Source organism: Mycobacterium sp. MS1601, assembly GCF_001984215.1.
Lineage (GTDB): Bacteria > Actinomycetota > Actinomycetes > Mycobacteriales > Mycobacteriaceae > Mycobacterium.
Genome location: NZ_CP019420.1, coordinates 5,797,883 through 5,814,719, shown reverse-complemented (window position 1 = coordinate 5,814,719; position 16,837 = coordinate 5,797,883). Strand labels below are relative to the sequence as shown.

The following is a 16,837-nucleotide window of genomic DNA, read 5'->3' as shown; positions in this document are numbered from 1 at the left end:
GTAGTTACCCGTTGCGCCCCACCGGCAACCGTGCGCCCGTTTCAGCCCCATTCATGGTTCATGGCTCGCGATTCGACGGTGTCGTACTCCGTCGATTCCCTGCCGCGCCTGCCGCGTGACAGGGCGATCAGCACGGTGGCCAGCGCCGCGGTCACCGCTCCCGCGGCGAAGGTGATGATGTAGGCGCTCTCCGGGGGCTGGCCGGTCAGCGGTGAGACGTGACCCAACAGCACCGCGACCACCGCGGCGGCGACAGCACTGCCCACGGTGCGCGCAATGGCGTTGAGCCCGGTGGCGATTCCGGTCTCGTTGTGGGCGGCCTCGCTGACCACCAGCGCGGGCAGCGCGCCGTACGCAAGGCTGACGTAGGCGTTGGCGAAGATGCCGGCGACGATCACCTGCCAGGGCTGCGAATGCGCCACCGCCAGCCCGACGAAACCCGCCACGCCGATCAGCGCACCCACCATCAACACCGGACGGGCGCCGAAGCGGTTGATGAACCGGCCGCTCATCACCGCGATCACCAGACCGGCGACGGCACCGGGCAACAGGTAGACGATGCTGGCGTACAGCACGCTGGCGGAGAAGCCGTAGCCGGTGACCTCGCGCGGGGCCTGCACGAAAGCGGTCAGGCCGAGGAAGCTGAAATACAGTCCCATCCCCACGAATACGGTGGCCAGGTTGGTCAGCAGCATCGCCCGCCGGGTCAGCAGTGCAATCGACACCAGTGGATAGCGGCGACCGCGTTCCCACCACCACCACAACGCCAGCACCGCGACACCGGTGGCGCCTGCGGCCAGCGTGGCGGGCGCGGCCCAGCCCCAGCTGTTGCCCTGGGTGATCGCGAGCAGGATCGCGCTGAGTCCGACCGCCAATCCCACCGCGCCCAGCCAGTCGATCGTGCCCTCTCCGTCGCGGCGGCGCGACGGCACCACCAGCACCACCACCAGGATCACCAACAGGGTGAAGCCGGTGGTGAGCCAGAAGACGCGGTGATAGTCGGCGTCGCCGGTCACCAGCAGGCCTGTGGTCACCAGTCCGATCCCGCCGCCGAAGCCGAGGATGGCCGACAGCACCGCCAGCGCCCGGACCACCTGGGTTTCGTCGAGTTCTTGTCGTAGGACGGCCACGCAGATCGGATACAGCGAGTAGGACACGCCTTGTAGGGCACGGGCGGCGATCAGGACGGGCAGCGACGTGGTGGTCGCGGCCAGCACCGACCCGATGAGGACCACGGCCAGCACACCCAGCAACACGTATTTTTTGTCGAAGAGATCAGCCAGCCTGCTCAGCAACGGGGTGGCTGCGGCCGCGGCCAGCAGGTTGGCGGTCACTGTCCAGCTGACGGCCACCGTCGAGGAGTGCAACTGCTCGGAGATCAGGCCCAGGACGGGGACCACGGCGGTCTGCAACACGGCCACCGTCAGGGCCACGATGCTCAATGCGGAGACCAGGAGCCGGGGCGACGGGGCGAGCGAAGCGACGGGGGATGTCCCTCCGGCCTTGAGCACCACGCCTCCTCACCGACGAAATAGATTGACTACCAAACTATCGCAGCAGCGCCAGTAATCGATCGTGGGGTAGGGCCGGCGTGCGGTGCCCGTCGCGGCCGGTCATTTCCGTGTTGACCACCATGGCGTTGAGCACTGCCTCCTCCACCGACTGCACGGTGGCGGTGTACAGGTCGTCCATCCGGCCCCATGGTAGGAAGCGAACGGTGCCGAACTCGTCGTCACCCGGTGGGCCCACCGGGAAGGCACTGGCCAGGCCCCGCGCATCGGCGGTGGACAGCGCCAGAAAGATGTCGCCGGAGAAATGGGATCCGGCGGTGCCGGTGCGGGCCAGGCCCAGCGGGACGCGGCGCGCCAGCGCCTTGCACTGCCCGGGCAGGAGTGGGGCGTCGGTGGCGATGATCACGATCACCGATCCCGCGCCGGGTGGCGGCGTCCACCCCATCTCGGTTTCGAACCAGTCGCCACCCAGTGGGTTGTCGTCGGCCAGTGCCGTGCCGAGGTGGCGCCCGGCAACCGTCAACTCCGTCCGCGACCCGAAGTTGGCCTGGACGAATGCGGCAACGGTGAAGGTGTGCGAGCCGTAGGCCACCAGCCTCGATGAGGTCCCGTTGCCTCCCTTGAACTCGTAGCAGTTCATCCCGGTGCCGCCGCCCACCGAACCTTCGGCGACAGGCCCGCCTGCTGCCGAGTCGAGCGCTGCCTCGGCGTGTTCGGGCCGGACGTGGCCGCCGTTGATGTCGTTGAGGTAGCCGTCCCAGGTCTCGGCGCACACTGGCAGCAGCCATTGCCGGGCCAATCCGGGATTGACCGTGTTGACCCAGGAGATGACACCGGTGTGGCAGGCGCCCACGGCGTGGGTGTTCGACAGCACGATCGGCAGGTTCAGCGAGCCCACTTCCTCGATCCATGTGGTCCCGGTCATCTCACCGTTGCCGTTGAGCGAATACCACCCCGCGGCGCACGGGGTGCCGACGCCGCCCCGGCCCCGGGGCAGCAGGGCAGTGACCCCGGTGCGCACCCTCTCGTCCTCGATCAGTGTGGTGACGCCGACCTCGAATCCGGGGACATCGGTGATCGCGTTGAGCGGGCCGGGGCGCCCGGGCAGATTGATGCCGAGGCCGCGGGCACGGGGTCTGCCGTCAGGGGTGTGGGTCTGCGGTGAAGTCATGGTCTCTGCACCCTAAGTGCCCCAACGCCGTCACGCCTGCAGCCCGGATTGTTCCCGCGATGGCGGGTACGGGGTCGGCCTACGCGGCTGCGCCAGGCCGTAGGGTGATGTGCGTGGACCTGCTGCTCGGCATCGACATGGGCACCGGAAGCTCCAAAGGTGTTCTTGTCGACTCCACGGGTGTGGTGCTCGCGACCGAGACCATCTCGCATTCGATGTCCCTGCCGAGGCCGGGCTGGGCGGAAGTGGACGCGGAGAGCCTGTGGTGGCGCGAGGTCTGCGTCATCAGTCGCGCCCTGGTGAGCAGGGTCCCGACGGGTGCCCGCATCGCGGCGATGTGTGTCAGCGGGGTCGGACCGTGTCTGGTGTTGTGCGATCAGCAGCTTCGGCCTTTGCGGCCGGCCATCCTCTATGGCGTCGATTCCCGCGCCGAAGCCGAAATCGAGCTCCTGACAGCCGAATTGGGTGCCGACGCCATCCTCGATCGCGCCGGGACATTGCTATCCAGTCAGGCGGTGGGTCCGAAGATCGAATGGGTGCGCCGCCATGAACCCGAGGTTTTCGCCGACGCCACCGGTTGGTACGGCTCCAACTCCTACATCGCCGCGAAGCTCACCGGCGAGTACGTCATGGATCACCACACCGCCAGCCAGTGTGACCCCTTGTACGCCACCCGCACCTTTGCCTGGAACACCGAATGGGCACAACGGATCTGCGGGCACCTGCCGCTGCCCCGGCTGGTCTGGCCCAGTGAGGTGGTCGGCACGGTGCACGCCCAGGCCGCGGCGGCCACCGGTGTGCCGGTGGGCACCCCGGTGGCGGCGGGCACGGTGGACGCGTTCGCCGAGGCATTCTCCGTGGGGGTGCGCCATCCCGGCGATCAGATGCTGATGTACGGATCGACGATGTTCTTGGTGCAGATCATCGAGGGCTACCACGCCGACCCTGTGTTGTGGACCACCTCCGGAGTGGAACACGGTACCCATGCTCTGGCCGCGGGGACCGCTACAGCAGGCAGCCTGGTCAACTGGTTGCAGGCCGTCACCGGTGGCGCACCCTTCGAGGAATTGATGGCTGAGGCTCAGGCTGTCCCGCCGGGCAGCGAGGGTCTGCTGGTGCTGCCCTATCTGGCGGGGGAGCGGACGCCGGTCTTCGACGCGCGGGCGCGCGGGGTGTTCGCGGGCATGACACTGCGGCACGGCAGGGGACACCTCTTCCGCGCGGCGTATGAGGGAATCTCGTTCGGCATTCGGCAGATACTGGAGAAGTTCGACGACGCGCACACCGCCCGTCGTGTGGTCGCCGTCGGCGGCGGCCTGCGCAGCCCGATCTGGGCGCGGACGCTGACCGATATCACCGGCCGCCCGCAACTGGTGCCCGAACAGGCGATCGGAGCCAGCTACGGTGACGCACTACTAGCCGCAATAGGCGCGGGAGTTGTTGCACCGGAGACAGATTGGGCGCGGATCTCCTACGAGATCACCCCTGATCCCGACGCGGTGGCGCTGTATGACGACCTTTACGCCACCTGGTCGAGGCTCTACCCGGACACTCGGGATGTGGTGCACCGGCTTGCCCACACCGACGCATGAACCCGACGGTGTGAATCTGTCGGCATGTTGTCGGTCGCAGCAGAAGCTGGGCCCCGACAGTTCCTTGATTCGGCGTCCAATCAGAGATCGAGGCGGTCGATCGTCCATTCGATCTTGTCGAAGTCTGGCATCTCGCGCCCGTCGTCGAGACCGATCTCGCGCTTGATGGCCGCCTCCAGTTTGGCGCTCGAGGTCATGACCAGATCGGCGTTGTCACCCTTTTCGGCGGCCAGGTTTGTCATCTCCGCGGGGTCGTTTTGCAGGTCGAACAGCTCGATGTCATTGAATCGATAGAGTTCGTCGAGGTCGCGCGGAAGGTTGCGCTGTGTGGGTGCGAAGTAGCGGCTGAACTTGTACCGCCCGTCGAACATAGTGCGCAGGCTGCCCCGCTTGCTCAAGTCCGGTCGGTAACCGATCTCGGCCATGGCCTGCTTCGGGTCCCGTTGGGCGGCTTTGGCATCGGCGACTATGCGGATGACTTCGCTGTCGTTGGTGGCCAGTCCGCTGTAGGTGAACAACACCGCATCCCGAACCGAGTGCTCGTCGGCGTCAGCCGGGTTGCCCAGTACCGCGCTGAGGTCTGAACCGGGTAGCTCGCGTCCCGCAATGTCGCCCACCGCACCGGCCGGAACACCGGCAAGGGAAAGCAAGCTCGGTGCCAGGTCGATGTGTCCGGTCAGAGACGAAACCTGCTGTCCGCCTGCAACATCAGGATGAACGATGTGCAAAGGCAGGTGGATGGCTTCCTGGTAGGCGAAGGGGCCTTTTCCGCGGAGTCCATGAGCGCCACCCATTTCCCCATGATCGCTGGTGAAGACGACGATGGTGTTGTCGGTTAGCGCCAACGCATCGAGTTCGTCGAGCAGGAGCGCGACCTGCTGGTCGACACTGCGGATGCTGTTCAGATAGAAGTCGGAGAATCGGTCCCAGCGCTCGGCCTCCGGCGGAATGGTGCCCAGCGTATAGCCCCACGCCTTGAGGTACTCGCCGTGTGCAGACGGTCGCCCCGCCGCATCCATCGGCTGGTTCAGGCTATCGGGAAGTTGTGCGTGCCAACGCTTTTCATACAGCTCGTTCTTGGGGGCCCGGGCGGCCCGCATCAGAAGCCGGCCGTTGTCCTGAACATGCTCGCCGGGTGCGTCGGTGTTGAAGTACATGATGTCATGGGGGTTCACCAGGCTCACGAACATTGCCCACGGCTTGTTCTCGTCCGCCAGTGCACGGCCCTGATCGCGCAGCCACGACACGACGCTGCCGCCGATCATGTTGTCATAGGTGTACCCGCCGAGGGTGTGGGTCAGCACGTCACCGGGCCACACAAAATCGGAGAAGCCGTAGGCCTCCATTTCTTCGGTGAACAGGTGATCCGGCGTAGCGGTTTCGAACGCGCTGTTCAAATGCCATTTACCTTTGTAGGCGGTGTAATAGCCCGCCGCGCGCAGCATGTCACCGACCGTTGGGATATCCGGGCTCATCGAGGTGACGTACGGCAGGTCGACGTTCTCGAACATGCCGTTGTCCGGTGTCTGGAGCCCGGTCAGGATCACCGACCGCGAACTCGTGCACATGACCGCCGGGCAGTAGTGGTTGGTGAAGGTGACTCCATCGTTGTGCAGACGCTCGCGGCCGGGCAACGACATTCCGGCTGGCCACTGCTCAAAATGTCGCTCTTGGTCGGTGAAGACAAACAGGATGTTGTATTTGGACTCCGACGGCAGACCGGTCTTCGTCGCCGCGGGGGTGGTGGATGGTTCGGCCGCGCACGAGACGGCGGTGGCGGCAGCGAAAGACAGACCCGCCATGGTCAGAAATGCTCGACGGCTTGGTGCATAAAAGTGGGTCATCACGCAGCCACTCTCTCTTGATGTAGTGATCCCTATAGTAAGAGATTAGTGCATAATCAGACGTCAGGGAGGCGGTCATGACGAGAAAGAAGCCGGGTTCGTCGCCGACCCGCCGTACCCGGGCCAACGGCGACCGTTCCCGCGAGCGCATCCTCGACGCGGCCACCACGGTCGCCACCGAACGGGGATACGACGCCGCCAGTATCTCGGCGGTCAGCGACCTCAGTGGCCTACCGCCGACGTCCATTTACTGGCACTTCGAGGACAAGGACGATCTGATGGCGGCGGTCATCGACCGCAGCTTCGAGCGGTGGTCACGCGCGTTGAGCCTGCCGGAGGCCGCCAGCGCCCAGGAGCGCGGGCGCGAGATCGGTGCTGAGGTCGCGAAGGCGCTGCAGGAGAGTCCGGAGTTCTTGAGGCTGGGACTGAAACTTGCGCTGGACCGCCGACCGGTCGAGTTACACGCCAAGACGCGTTTCCTGTACAACCGGAATGCGACGTTCCAGCGGTTCGCCGATGTGATCCGCGCAGTGGCTCCGGGGCTTGCCGAGGACAAGGTCGAGGTGCTCACCACCTACCTGATCGCAGGCGCTGACGGCATCTTCGTCGCCAATGAGATCGAGGAGAATCCGCGGCGCTTCGTCGAACTGTTCGAACTGCACGCACAGTTGGTGTTCCAGGCCGCCGCGGCGATGGCGCTCTGATCGGGCGATTGGCCGCCGACTGCCTATGCGCCGCCCTCGCCCAGTCGTGCCAGGATGGCCTCGGCTGTCGCGGGATCGGTGACCAACTGGTTGAAGTAGCCGCCGGAGGCGCCAGCGATGATCGACTCCACCTTGTCGGTGCCGATCGCGACACCGATAGACACCGGAATGTGGCGCAGCGCTTCCAGTTCCACGGCAATCAGCCGGTCGCCACCTTCAAAGGAGACTTCGGCGCCCTCGCGGTTGTAGAAACGTGAGCAGACGTCGCCCACCGCGTTCCGCAGTGAGTTGGACCGGGTGGGCACGAACTGCGGGATGTCGGAGCGCAACAGCGGCGGTGCGCCGATGCCCATCAGCGCACACCGGGCGTGGGGCCATAGGTGCAACACCCGCTGGATGCTCGGGTCCTTCAGCAGGGACGGGTAGAGGTCGGGGCCCGGAAGTGCCGGCGCGAAAAGGTAATTGGCGCGTCCACCCACCCGGTTGGCCACCAGCCGGGTGATCTCGTTGGTCTGATACCACTCCTCGGGCTGGTCGTTGCCGCCGACCGTGGGCGCCACCAGCACACCGGGTAGTGAAGGCAGATCGAACTGTGCCACCTCGTAGACCGTGCGACCCGAGGACACCAGCAGGATGTCGCCCGGCAACAGGCCGGCGGCGGTCAGGGCCCGTCCCACTGCAGGCGCCAGCGCGCTGCCCATCACGTCGAGCACCGTCCGTCCCGGCCCCGCGGTGGGCATCGGCATGGACAGGAACACCGTCGTCAACGACAGGGCGCGGGCCAACCGGTCGGCCAGATCGCCGGAGGAGACCTCGGCGGGCGGAACCACCTCGATGCGCACGATGCCACGCCGTTTCGCCTCGGCCAGCAGTCGGCTCACGGTGGCGCGGCTGCAGCCCAGCTGGGCTGCCACGTCGGCCTGGGTGGCGTCCTCGGTGTAGTAGAGCTTGGCCGCCGAGTACAGCAATGACGCCGAAAAATGGCCGGCTTCACCGTCGGACGTCGACACGTCGCTGTGAGTCGGACTGGGGCCGTTGGCCGGGGTGGGCAAGTGTGCAGGTCGAGGCACCTCAAGAGTATGACATTGAACACTTGTGCACGTCTGCCGTTCTCTGAACATTCGTTCTGGACAAATATGCAGAAGGTCGCATAGTGTGACCCCACCCACACCGGTGCAGGGGTGTGAGACGACGGAATCCAGGAGCGGACAGATGAGCGAGAACATCCCCGAGAAAATGCAGGCAGTGATCTGTCACGGGCCCAACGACTACCGCCTCGAGGAGGTCGCGGTACCGCAGCGCGGTCCGGGAGAGGCGCTGATCCGCGTCGAGGCCGTCGGCATCTGCGCCAGCGATCTGAAGTGCTACCACGGCGCCGCCAAGTTCTGGGGCGATGAGAACCGTCCGGCATGGGCCGAGACCATGGTCATCCCGGGCCACGAATTCGTGGGTCGGGTGGTCGAACTCGACGACGAGGCCGCGCAGCGCTGGAACATCGCCGTCGGCGACCGGGTGACCTCCGAGCAGATCGTGCCGTGCTGGAAATGCCGTTTCTGCCTACGCGGTCAGTACCACATGTGCCAGCCCCACGATCTGTACGGCTTCAAGCGCCGCACCCCGGGAGCCATGGCCGGCTACATGACGTACCCCGTGGAAGCGTTGGTGCACAAGATCTCCGGTGACCTGCCGCCCGCACACGCCGCGTTCGTCGAACCGCTGTCGTGCGCCCTGCATGCCGTCGAGCGCGCGCAGCTCACCTTCGAGGACACCGTGGTGGTGGCCGGCTGCGGTCCTATCGGTCTCGGCATGATCGCCGGCGCCAAGTCCAAGAACGCCGCCCGGGTGATCGCGCTGGACATGGCCCCCGAGAAGCTGGAGCTGGCCAAGAAATGCGGCGCCGACCTGGCACTCAACATCGCTGAGGACGACGTGGAGAAGATCGTCAAGGACCTCACCGACGGCTACGGCGCCGATGTCTACCTCGAGGGCACCGGCCACCCGTCGGCCGTGGCGCAAGGGCTCAACCTGTTGCGCAAGTGCGGGCGTTACGTCGAGTACAGCGTGTTCGGCAGCGACGTCACCGTCGACTGGAGCATCATCAGCGACGACAAGGAACTCGACGTGCTGGGCGCCCACCTGGGTGCCTACTGCTGGCCGGCCGCCATCAAGCTGCTCGAGTCCGGTGTACTGCCGATGGACGAGATCTGCACCCATCAGCTCCCGCTCTCGGAGTTCCAGAAAGGTCTGGACCTGGTGAGCAGCGGTAAGGAATCGGTCAAAGTCTCCCTGATCCCCGCCTGAAGGGCAGAGCATGCGTAACTATCAGGGACCTCAGATGTCCCGCCGGAACATGTTGGCCGCCATGGGCCTTGCGGCAGCCAGCGTGCCGTTGCTGTCCGCATGCGGGGTGGGCGGCATGACACCGCTACCCAACGGAGCCTCCGAGGTCACCGGCGGCTTCGACTGGCGCAAAGCCGAGGGGCAGACCATCAACATCCTGCAAACCCCGCATCCCTACCAGCTGTCGTATCAGCCGCTGCTGCAGGAGTTCACCGAGCTGACCGGCATCACCGTCAACGTCGACTTGGTTCCCGAGGCCGACTACTTCACCAAACTGAACACCGAACTGGCCGGCGGCTCCGGTAAACACGACGCGTTCATGCTCGGCGCCTACTTCATCTGGCAGTACGGCCCGCCCGGATGGGTCGAGGATCTGGGGCCGTGGCTGCAGAACACCTCGGCCACCAGCGCCGAGTACGACTTCGAGGACATCTTCGAGGGGTTGCGTACCTCCACCCGGTGGGACTTCACCCTGGGAAATCCGTTGGGAACCGGTGGGCAGTGGGCGATTCCGTGGGGATTCGAGAACAACGTCGTCGCCTACAACAAGCGGATCTTCGACGAAAAAGGCATCACCCGACTGCCTGACAACCTCGATGACTTCATCCAGCTGGCGATCGATCTGACCGACCGGTCCCAGAACCGCTACGGCCTGTCCACCCGCGGCTCCAAGTCGTGGGCCACCATCCACCCCGGCTTCATGACGCAGTATGTGCGCCAGGGTGCGGTGGACTACAGCTGGAACGGCCGCGAGCTCGTGGCCGAGATGGACAGCGACGCCGCCGTCGAGTTCACCGAGAAGTGGATCGACCTGCAGCACCAGGCCGGACCGACGTCCTGGACCACCTACGACTATCCCAATGCCACAGGCGATCTCGGTGACGGCAAGGCCATGATGGTGTTCGACGCCGACAGCGCGACCTACCCGAAGAACAAGCCGGGTGCCAGCGCGGAAGCCGGCAACATCGCCTGGTATGCCGGACCCGCCGGACCTGACGGCAATTACAAGACCAACCTGTGGACCTGGAGCTGGGCCATGAGCGCCAACTCCCGCAACAAGCTGCCGGCCTGGTTGTTCATCCAGTGGGCCACCGGCAAGGACTCGATGAACAAGGCCGTCGAGGGTGGTACCTACGCCGACCCGGTGCGCCAGTCGGTGTTCGACACCACCTTCAAGCGGGTGGCCGCCGACCAGTACGGCTACCTCGAGGCGTTCGAGACCGTCATCGGTGAGTCGAAGATCCAGTTCACCCCGCAGAAGAAGTTCTTCGACACCACCCAGAACTGGGCCGTCGCACTGCAGGACATCTACGGCGGGGATGACGCGCGCTCTCGGCTGGCCAGCCTGGCCAAGACCAACACCTCCAAGGTCAACCTCTAGGAGCCCGAATGACCACTCAGACGTCCAAGGCTCCCGGCACATCTGCTGAGCAGCGCGGCACCCCGCCGCGGAAGTTGCCGGAGGTGCCCAGCTGGCGGCGCAAGCTGCGGCCGTACCTGCTCTCGATTCCGGCCGTGGTGATCGTGATCGGGATTCTCTACCCCTTCGCGGTCGGCGCCTACTACGCGTTCCTGAACTACGCCGCGGTCAATCCCGACCCGCACTTCGTCTGGTTCCAGAACTTCGGTTCGGTGCTGGGCGATCAGGTGTTCTGGAAGAGCGTGCAGGTGACGGCCACGTTCGCGGTGGCGGCCACCTTCATCGAAACCGTGCTCGGCGTGGGCCTGGCACTGCTGCTCAACCGGTCCTCGATCATCGGCAAGATCTTCGAGAAGGTGTTGATCCTGCCGCTGATGATCGCCCCGGTGATCGCGGGCGTCATCTGGAAACTGATGTTCAACCCCCAGTTCGGCATCCTCAATCACGTTCTGGGACTCGGCAACACCTTCGACTGGCTGTCGGCCGGCAACGCACTTGTCTCGGTGATCCTGGTCGACATCTGGATCTTCACACCATTTGTCGCCATCCTGGTGCTGGCCGGCATCCGCTCGCTGCCGCGCGAACCGTTCGAAGCGTCCGAGGTGGACGGAGCCAACTGGTTCTACATGTTCCGCAAGCTGATGCTGCCGATGCTGTGGCCCTACATCCTGGTGGCCGTCATCTTCCGGTTCATGGACAACCTCAAGGTGTTCGACCACATCTACGTGCTGACCGCGGGCGGCCCGGGCGTGGCCACCCGCACCCTGCAGATCGGCGCGTTCGAGGACTCGATCATCAACCTCGACTATTCCCGCGGCAGCACCTACATGCTGCTGCTCTGGATCATCGTGTTCATCACCGCGCGCTACCTGGTGAGCGTGCTCGGCAAGGCGCAGCGTCGTGCTGCCGGAGCGGAGTCCTAGAGATGGCTGAATTGCTTCCGGGCCAGAAACGCTGGTCCATCGGATCGGTGGCCGCCGACATCGGGCTGGTCTTCTGGTTCCTGTTTTCGTTGTTCCCGATCTTCTGGATGCTGATGCTGGCTCTGAAGAACGCCGAGGAACAGACGTCGACGTACTTCTCGTTCAGTCCCACCTGGTCCAACTTCGCGACGGTGCTGTCCGACAAGGGCACCCAGATGACCAGCGTCGACTTCAAGGCGGCGATGCTCACCAGCCTGCTCAACTGCGGTGGTGCGGTCATCGTCTCGTTGGTCATCGGCATCCCGGCCGCGTACGCCGCGGGCCGCTGGCAGTACAAGGGTTCCAACGACCTGATGTTCCAGATGCTCTCGTTCCGATTCGCGCCGGAACTCATGGTGATCGTCCCGCTGTTCGTGATCTACAACCAGATCGGCCTGTTCGACACCAAGGTCGGCATGATCTGGGTGCTGCAGCTGGTCACCATGCCGCTGGTGGTGTGGATCCTGCGGTCCTACTTCCAGGATCTGCCCGAGGATCTGGAGCAGGCGGCACTGCTCGACGGTTACACCCGCAGCCGCGCATTTGTGATGGTGGCGTTGCCGATCGTGCGGCCGGGCATCGCGGCGGCGGCGCTGCTGGCCTTCATCTTCGCCTGGAACAACTACGTGTTCCCGCTGATCCTGGCCGACAGCAACGCGGGCACCGTCACGGTGGCCATCACCAAGTTCCTCGGTGGTGGCGGCCAGGCGTACTACAACCTCACGGCAGCAGCGGCACTCATCGCCGCGTTGCCGCCACTCATCCTCGCCCTGACCATCCAGCGCTATCTGGTGCGGGGCCTGTCGTTCGGGGCGGTGAAAGCCTGATGGCCACCATTGCGGTCAAGGATCTTCAGAAGACCTACGGAAAGACCCACGCGGTCAACGGGATCAGCGTCGACATCGCCGACGGCGAGTTCTTCGTGATCCTCGGACCCAGTGGTGCCGGCAAGACCACCACCTTGAAATCCATTGCCGGACTTGTCGACGTGGATTCCGGATCGGTGAGCATCGCCGGTGTCGACATGACCATGGTGGAGCCCTATCACCGCAACGTCGCCATGGCGTTCGAGAGCTATGCGCTGTACCCGCAGAAGACCGTCAGCCAGAACCTGGCCTCACCGCTGCGGTCGGGCCGCACCGGCAAATACACCGAAGCCCAGCAGTCCGAGCGTATCGATCAGGTCACCAAGACCCTCGGTATCAACCATCTGCTGAAGCGGTTCCCGCGAGAGCTGTCCAATGGTCAGCGTCAGCGTGTGGCACTGGGCCGGGTGCTGGTGCGCCCGGCCGACGTGTACCTGCTCGACGAACCGCTGAGTCACCTGGACGCCAAGCTGCGGGCGCAGATGCGCGCTGAGCTCAAACAGCTTGGTGCCATGAGTAATACCACCACCATCTATGTCACTCACGACTACCAGGAGGCGCTGGCCCTTGGTGACCGGATCGGCGTGATGCGCGAGGGCAGGCTGGTGCAGATCGGCACGCCCGACGAGATCTGGCGCAGTCCGGCCGACACCTTTGTCGCCAAGGCACTGGGTCAGCCGGAGATCAACATCATCGACGGTGTGGTGGACGACGGCAGGATCAACCTGGGGCAGAACCTCACCGTCGCGATTCCGCAGGACGCCATTGTCAGTCGTGGCGACCGGGTACGAGTCGGGTTGCGGCCCTCCGACATTCATGTCACCAGCGGTGAGGGATCGCTACACGGTCGGGTGCTGCTGGCCGAGCGACTGGGCCGCAACATCGAGCTCACCGTCGACGTGGGTGGTGCGCAACTGATCGTGCTGACCTCGGGCAGGCACGGCGTCGGAGAAGGCGACACCGTGACCATGAAGATCGCCGACGAGAATGTGCACGTTTTCGCATCCGGGGACGGCGACACCCGTCGGCTCAGCGCAGACATTCCCTTGGAGGCCGTGAAGTGACCGTCACACAGAAGAGCACCACCACCACGGCGCAGAGCCTCACGCTGGCCGACCTGGTGAAGACGTACTCGTCGCGTGGCCGCGACAACGTGACCGCCGCCAAGGGCATCAACCTGGCCATCGAGCCGGGAGAACTGATCGCACTGCTGGGCCCATCGGGTTGCGGCAAGACCACCACGCTGCGGATGATTGCCGGACTGGAGACTGTCACCAGCGGATCCATCAAGATCGGTGACCGCGAGATCTCGCAGCTGCCCGCGGCCAAGCGTGGCATCGGCGTCGGCTTCGAGAGTTACGCGCTGTATCCGCCGATGTCCATCAAGGACAACCTGCTCTACGGCCTCAAGGCGCGAAAGGTCAAAGGCGCTGATCAGATGGTGGCCTCGATTTGCGATCGGCTGGAGATGAACGACCTGCTGGATCTGCGTCCGGCGGGGTTGTCCAGCGGCCAGAAGCAGCGCGTGGCGCTGGCGCGGGCGCTGGTGCGCAACCCACCGGTGCTGCTGCTGGACGAGCCGCTGAGCCACCTCGACGCCTCGGCACGTCAGCGTGTCCGACGCGAACTCAAAGTCCTGCAGAGGGAATTCGGTTACACCACCATCGTCGTCACCCACGACCAGGTGGAGGCGCTCTCGCTGGCCGACCGGCTGGCGGTCATGGACGCGGGCGTCGTACAGCAGTTCGGCACACCGGACGAGGTGTTCGACGATCCGGCCAACCTGTTCGTCGCGACGTTCGTCGGCGAGCCGCAGATCAACGTGCTCCGCGGCACGGCACGAGTGAACGGCGGCCGGGTTCACGTGGAGATCGGCAGCCGCGCCGGCTCGCTGGAAACCACCGTCTCGGGAGTCCCCGACGGCACCCGGGTGACCGTCGGTATCCGGCCGCAGGATTGTGCGCTGACGGTGGCCGGGGACGATTCTGCGACGGGTGTCACAGCCACCGTCGCGTTCTTCGAACACCTGCTGGAGTTCGGACTGGCGACCAGTACGGTTGCGGGTATGGAAGAGGGGATCGTCGTTCAGACTCCCGCACAGGAGAGCTATCAGCCCGAGCAGCGCGTGACGATCACCGCCCCGGCTGAGCGGGTCTACCTCTTCGATGCAGAGAATGGAGCCAGACTTCGATGACCAAGTTGTTCAACGACCCTGCCCGGTTCACCGAGGACATGTTGGTTGGGTTCTTGGATGCCAATTCGCGGTATGTCGCCGGGGTTCCCGGTGGTGTGGTGCGGGCGACGAAGACGGCGCCGGGCAAGGTCGCGGTGGTCATCGGTGGCGGGTCCGGGCATTACCCCGCGTTCTGCGGCACGGTCGGTCCGGGTTTTGCTGACGGCGCCGTGGTCGGAAACATCTTCACCTCACCGTCGGCCGAGGAGGCTGCGTCGGTGGCCCGCGCCGCCCACGGTGACGCCGGGGTTCTGCTTACCACCGGCAACTACGCCGGTGACGTGATGAACTTCGGTCTGGCTGTCAGCCAGCTCCAGAGTGAGGGCATCAACGCGGTGTACTTCGCGGTCACCGACGACGTGGCCTCGGCACCCAAGGGTGAAGAGGCCAAGCGTCGCGGGATCGCGGGTGATTTCACGGTGTTCAAATGCGCCAGCGCGGCGGCCGAGGACGGGCTGGATCTCGACGGTGTGGTTCGGGTTGCCCAGGCGGCCAACGCTGCCAGCCGCACGTTGGGGGTGGCGTTCGACGGTTGCACCCTGCCGGGTGCCGATCATCCGTTGTTCACCGTGCCCGAGGGGCAGATGGGTCTGGGCTTGGGCATCCACGGTGAGCCCGGGGTGGCCGACCATCCGATGCCGACTGCCGCGGATCTGGCCAAGACGCTGGTTGACGGTGTTCTGGAGGACTTTCCGGAGAACCCGTCGAAGCGGATCGCGGTCATCCTCAACGGGTTGGGCCGCACCAAGTACGAGGAACTGTTCGTGGTGTGGGGCACTGCGGCACAGTTGTTGCGGGACAAGGGTTTCGAGATCGTCGAACCTGAGGTCGGGGAGCTGGTCACCAGCCTGGACATGGCCGGATGCTCGTTGACGATCATGTGGCTGGACGAAGAGTTGGAGAAGTACTGGACCGCGCCGGCCGACACACCGGCCTACCGCAAAGGCGCGTTTTCGGGGGAGTCGGCATCTGCGGCCCTGGGGGAGAGGCGCACCGACGCCACCGCCGATGCCGCGGTTGATGCCCCGGTGCTCTCGGAACTCTCCGATGACGAGGGTCGCGCATGTGGGCAGTTCGTCGCCGCCGCCATCACCGCGATGGCTGAGATGCTGGCCGCCGCTGAGGACGAGTTGGGGCGCATCGATGCGGTGGCCGGCGACGGCGATCACGGTCGCGGCATGGTGAAGGGCTCATCGGCGGCGCGCACGGCGGCGGACAAGGCGGCCGCTGAGGGCGGCGGTACCCGGTCGGTACTGGCCGCGGCGGGCAAGGAGTGGGCGGCCAAGGCCGGCGGCACGTCAGGGGTGTTGTGGGGCGCGTTCCTGTCTGCGCTCGGTGCCCGCATAGGTGACACCGGGACCCCGGAGGCGGCGACGGTGGCCGCCGGAATCCGTGACGGCTACAACGCACTGATCTCGTTGGGTGGTGCATCCCCCGGCGACAAGACGATGCTGGATGCGCTGTTGCCGTTCACCGAGGATCTGGAACGTCGCGTTGCTGCCGGCGAGGCGTGGCGCGACGCGTGGCGGTCCGCCGCAGCGGTGGCCACCGAGGCTGCCAAGGCGACAGCGGAGATGCGGCCCAAGGTCGGTCGCGCTCGGCCGTTGGCTGAGCGCAGCATCGGTACCCCGGATGCGGGGGCGACGTCGTTGGCCATGTGTGCCAACACCGTTGCCGAGGTGTTCACTACTGAAGGAGCGAAGTAATGCCGTCGGATCTGCGCATCGTCGTCGGTTGTGACGATGCGGGTTTTGAGTACAAGGAAGCCCTCAAGGCGGACCTGTTGGGTGACGAGCGGGTGGTCGAGGTCACCGACGTGGGTGTGGGTTCCGATGAGCACACCGATTACCCGCATGTGGCGGTCGCGGCGGCCCGGCTGGTGGCCGAAGGCAAGGCCGATCGCGCCCTGCTGATCTGCGGTACCGGCCTCGGTGTGGCGATCAGCGCCAACAAGGTCGCCGGGATCCGGGCGGTCACTGCCCATGACGGGTTCTCCGTCGAGCGCTCGGTGCTGTCGAACAATGCGCAGGTGCTGTGCATGGGGCAGCGGGTCATCGGTCTGGAGTTGGCGCGTCGGCTGGCCCGCGAATGGCTGGACTACGAATTCGACCCCACCAGCAAGTCGGCCGCCAAGGTCGACGCCATCTGCGGCTACGAAGCCTGAACCCACCTCACCCAAACTGACACACGGGCC

General features: G+C 65.4%; 14 protein-coding genes. 10 read left to right on the top strand and 4 right to left on the bottom strand.

Features of this window, described 5'->3' with window-relative positions; translation table 11 throughout:
* Positions 1–41: 41 nt before the first annotated feature.
* Entirely contained in the window at positions 42–1,511 is a 1,470-nt protein-coding gene (locus BVC93_RS27795; protein WP_083741413.1) for an MFS transporter, read from the bottom strand.
* 37 nt (positions 1,512–1,548) lie between these two features.
* Positions 1,549–2,682: a DmpA family aminopeptidase gene (locus tag BVC93_RS27790; protein WP_083740221.1), complete on the bottom strand. Its 1,134-nt coding sequence runs from the start codon at positions 2,680–2,682 to the stop codon at positions 1,549–1,551.
* Positions 2,683–2,795: 113 nt separating this feature from the next.
* On the opposite strand from BVC93_RS27790, the gene BVC93_RS27785 reads away from it, so the two are divergent.
* Positions 2,796–4,274: an FGGY-family carbohydrate kinase gene (locus tag BVC93_RS27785; protein WP_083741412.1), complete on the top strand. Its 1,479-nt coding sequence runs from the start codon at positions 2,796–2,798 to the stop codon at positions 4,272–4,274.
* An 80-nt stretch (positions 4,275–4,354) separates the two neighbouring features.
* On the opposite strand, the gene BVC93_RS27780 is transcribed toward BVC93_RS27785, so the two are convergent.
* Positions 4,355–6,076 carry a sulfatase-like hydrolase/transferase gene (locus tag BVC93_RS27780; RefSeq protein WP_157517111.1) on the bottom strand — a complete coding sequence of 574 codons (1,722 nt, stop codon included), beginning with the start codon at positions 6,074–6,076 and terminating at the stop codon, positions 4,355–4,357.
* Positions 6,077–6,195: 119 nt separating this feature from the next.
* Between BVC93_RS27780 and BVC93_RS27775 the strand changes: the two genes are divergently transcribed.
* Complete coding sequence (locus tag BVC93_RS27775; protein ID WP_083740219.1) at positions 6,196–6,822, top strand: TetR/AcrR family transcriptional regulator; 627 nt, start codon at positions 6,196–6,198, stop codon at positions 6,820–6,822.
* 23 nt (positions 6,823–6,845) lie between these two features.
* On the opposite strand, the gene BVC93_RS27770 is transcribed toward BVC93_RS27775, so the two are convergent.
* Positions 6,846–7,874: a sugar-binding transcriptional regulator gene (locus BVC93_RS27770; protein WP_442929108.1), complete on the bottom strand. Its 1,029-nt coding sequence runs from the start codon at positions 7,872–7,874 to the stop codon at positions 6,846–6,848.
* Between the two features lie 160 nt (positions 7,875–8,034).
* Here BVC93_RS27770 and eltD point away from each other — a divergent pair, with 160 nt between their 5' ends.
* From eltD to BVC93_RS27730, 8 genes are read left to right on the top strand one after another with little or no spacing between them, the layout of a single operon-like run.
* Positions 8,035–9,123 (top strand): erythritol/L-threitol dehyrogenase, encoded by a 1,089-nt coding sequence (eltD, locus tag BVC93_RS27765; RefSeq protein ID WP_083740217.1) that lies wholly within the window; start codon positions 8,035–8,037, stop codon positions 9,121–9,123.
* 49 nt (positions 9,124–9,172) lie between these two features.
* Positions 9,173–10,543, top strand: a complete 1,371-nt coding sequence (locus BVC93_RS27760; protein ID WP_083741411.1) for an extracellular solute-binding protein — start codon at positions 9,173–9,175, stop codon at positions 10,541–10,543.
* A gap of 8 nt (positions 10,544–10,551) precedes the next feature.
* A complete protein-coding gene (locus BVC93_RS27755) occupies positions 10,552–11,505 on the top strand; it encodes a carbohydrate ABC transporter permease (RefSeq protein WP_083740216.1) in 954 nt (317 codons plus the stop codon).
* A gap of 2 nt (positions 11,506–11,507) precedes the next feature.
* Positions 11,508–12,371 (top strand): carbohydrate ABC transporter permease, encoded by an 864-nt coding sequence (locus BVC93_RS27750; RefSeq protein WP_083740215.1) that lies wholly within the window; start codon positions 11,508–11,510, stop codon positions 12,369–12,371.
* Positions 12,371–13,474 carry an ABC transporter ATP-binding protein gene (locus tag BVC93_RS27745; protein ID WP_083740214.1) on the top strand — a complete coding sequence of 368 codons (1,104 nt, stop codon included), beginning with the start codon at positions 12,371–12,373 and terminating at the stop codon, positions 13,472–13,474. The genes BVC93_RS27750 and BVC93_RS27745 overlap by 1 nt, the downstream gene beginning before the upstream one ends.
* Positions 13,471–14,604, top strand: coding sequence for an ABC transporter ATP-binding protein (locus tag BVC93_RS27740; RefSeq protein WP_083740213.1), 1,134 nt, complete (start codon positions 13,471–13,473; stop codon positions 14,602–14,604). Before BVC93_RS27745 ends, BVC93_RS27740 begins: the two co-directional genes overlap by 4 nt.
* On the top strand, positions 14,601–16,349 hold the full coding sequence (gene derK, locus BVC93_RS27735) for a D-erythrulose 4-kinase (RefSeq protein ID WP_083740212.1): 1,749 nt from the start codon (positions 14,601–14,603) through the stop codon (positions 16,347–16,349). The genes BVC93_RS27740 and derK overlap by 4 nt, the downstream gene beginning before the upstream one ends.
* A complete protein-coding gene (locus BVC93_RS27730; RefSeq protein WP_083740211.1) occupies positions 16,349–16,807 on the top strand; it encodes a ribose-5-phosphate isomerase in 459 nt (152 codons plus the stop codon). The genes derK and BVC93_RS27730 overlap by 1 nt, the downstream gene beginning before the upstream one ends.
* Positions 16,808–16,837: the final 30 nt, after the last annotated feature.

What these genes read in the sequence shown, in the direction of transcription:
- BVC93_RS27790 (WP_083740221.1), bottom strand. Translation starts at nt 2,682, where the DNA reads ATGACTTCACCGCAGACCCACACCCCTGACGGCAGACCCCGTGCCCGC.
- BVC93_RS27780 (WP_157517111.1), bottom strand. Translation starts at nt 6,076, where the DNA reads ATGGCGGGTCTGTCTTTCGCTGCCGCCACCGCCGTCTCGTGCGCGGCC.
- BVC93_RS27775 (WP_083740219.1), top strand. Translation starts at nt 6,196, where the DNA reads ATGACGAGAAAGAAGCCGGGTTCGTCGCCGACCCGCCGTACCCGGGCC.
- eltD (WP_083740217.1), top strand. Translation starts at nt 8,035, where the DNA reads ATGAGCGAGAACATCCCCGAGAAAATGCAGGCAGTGATCTGTCACGGG.
- BVC93_RS27760 (WP_083741411.1), top strand. Translation starts at nt 9,173, where the DNA reads ATGTTGGCCGCCATGGGCCTTGCGGCAGCCAGCGTGCCGTTGCTGTCC.
- BVC93_RS27755 (WP_083740216.1), top strand. Translation starts at nt 10,552, where the DNA reads ATGACCACTCAGACGTCCAAGGCTCCCGGCACATCTGCTGAGCAGCGC.
- BVC93_RS27750 (WP_083740215.1), top strand. Translation starts at nt 11,508, where the DNA reads ATGGCTGAATTGCTTCCGGGCCAGAAACGCTGGTCCATCGGATCGGTG.
- BVC93_RS27745 (WP_083740214.1), top strand. Translation starts at nt 12,371, where the DNA reads ATGGCCACCATTGCGGTCAAGGATCTTCAGAAGACCTACGGAAAGACC.
- derK (WP_083740212.1), top strand. Translation starts at nt 14,601, where the DNA reads ATGACCAAGTTGTTCAACGACCCTGCCCGGTTCACCGAGGACATGTTG.
- BVC93_RS27730 (WP_083740211.1), top strand. Translation starts at nt 16,349, where the DNA reads ATGCCGTCGGATCTGCGCATCGTCGTCGGTTGTGACGATGCGGGTTTT.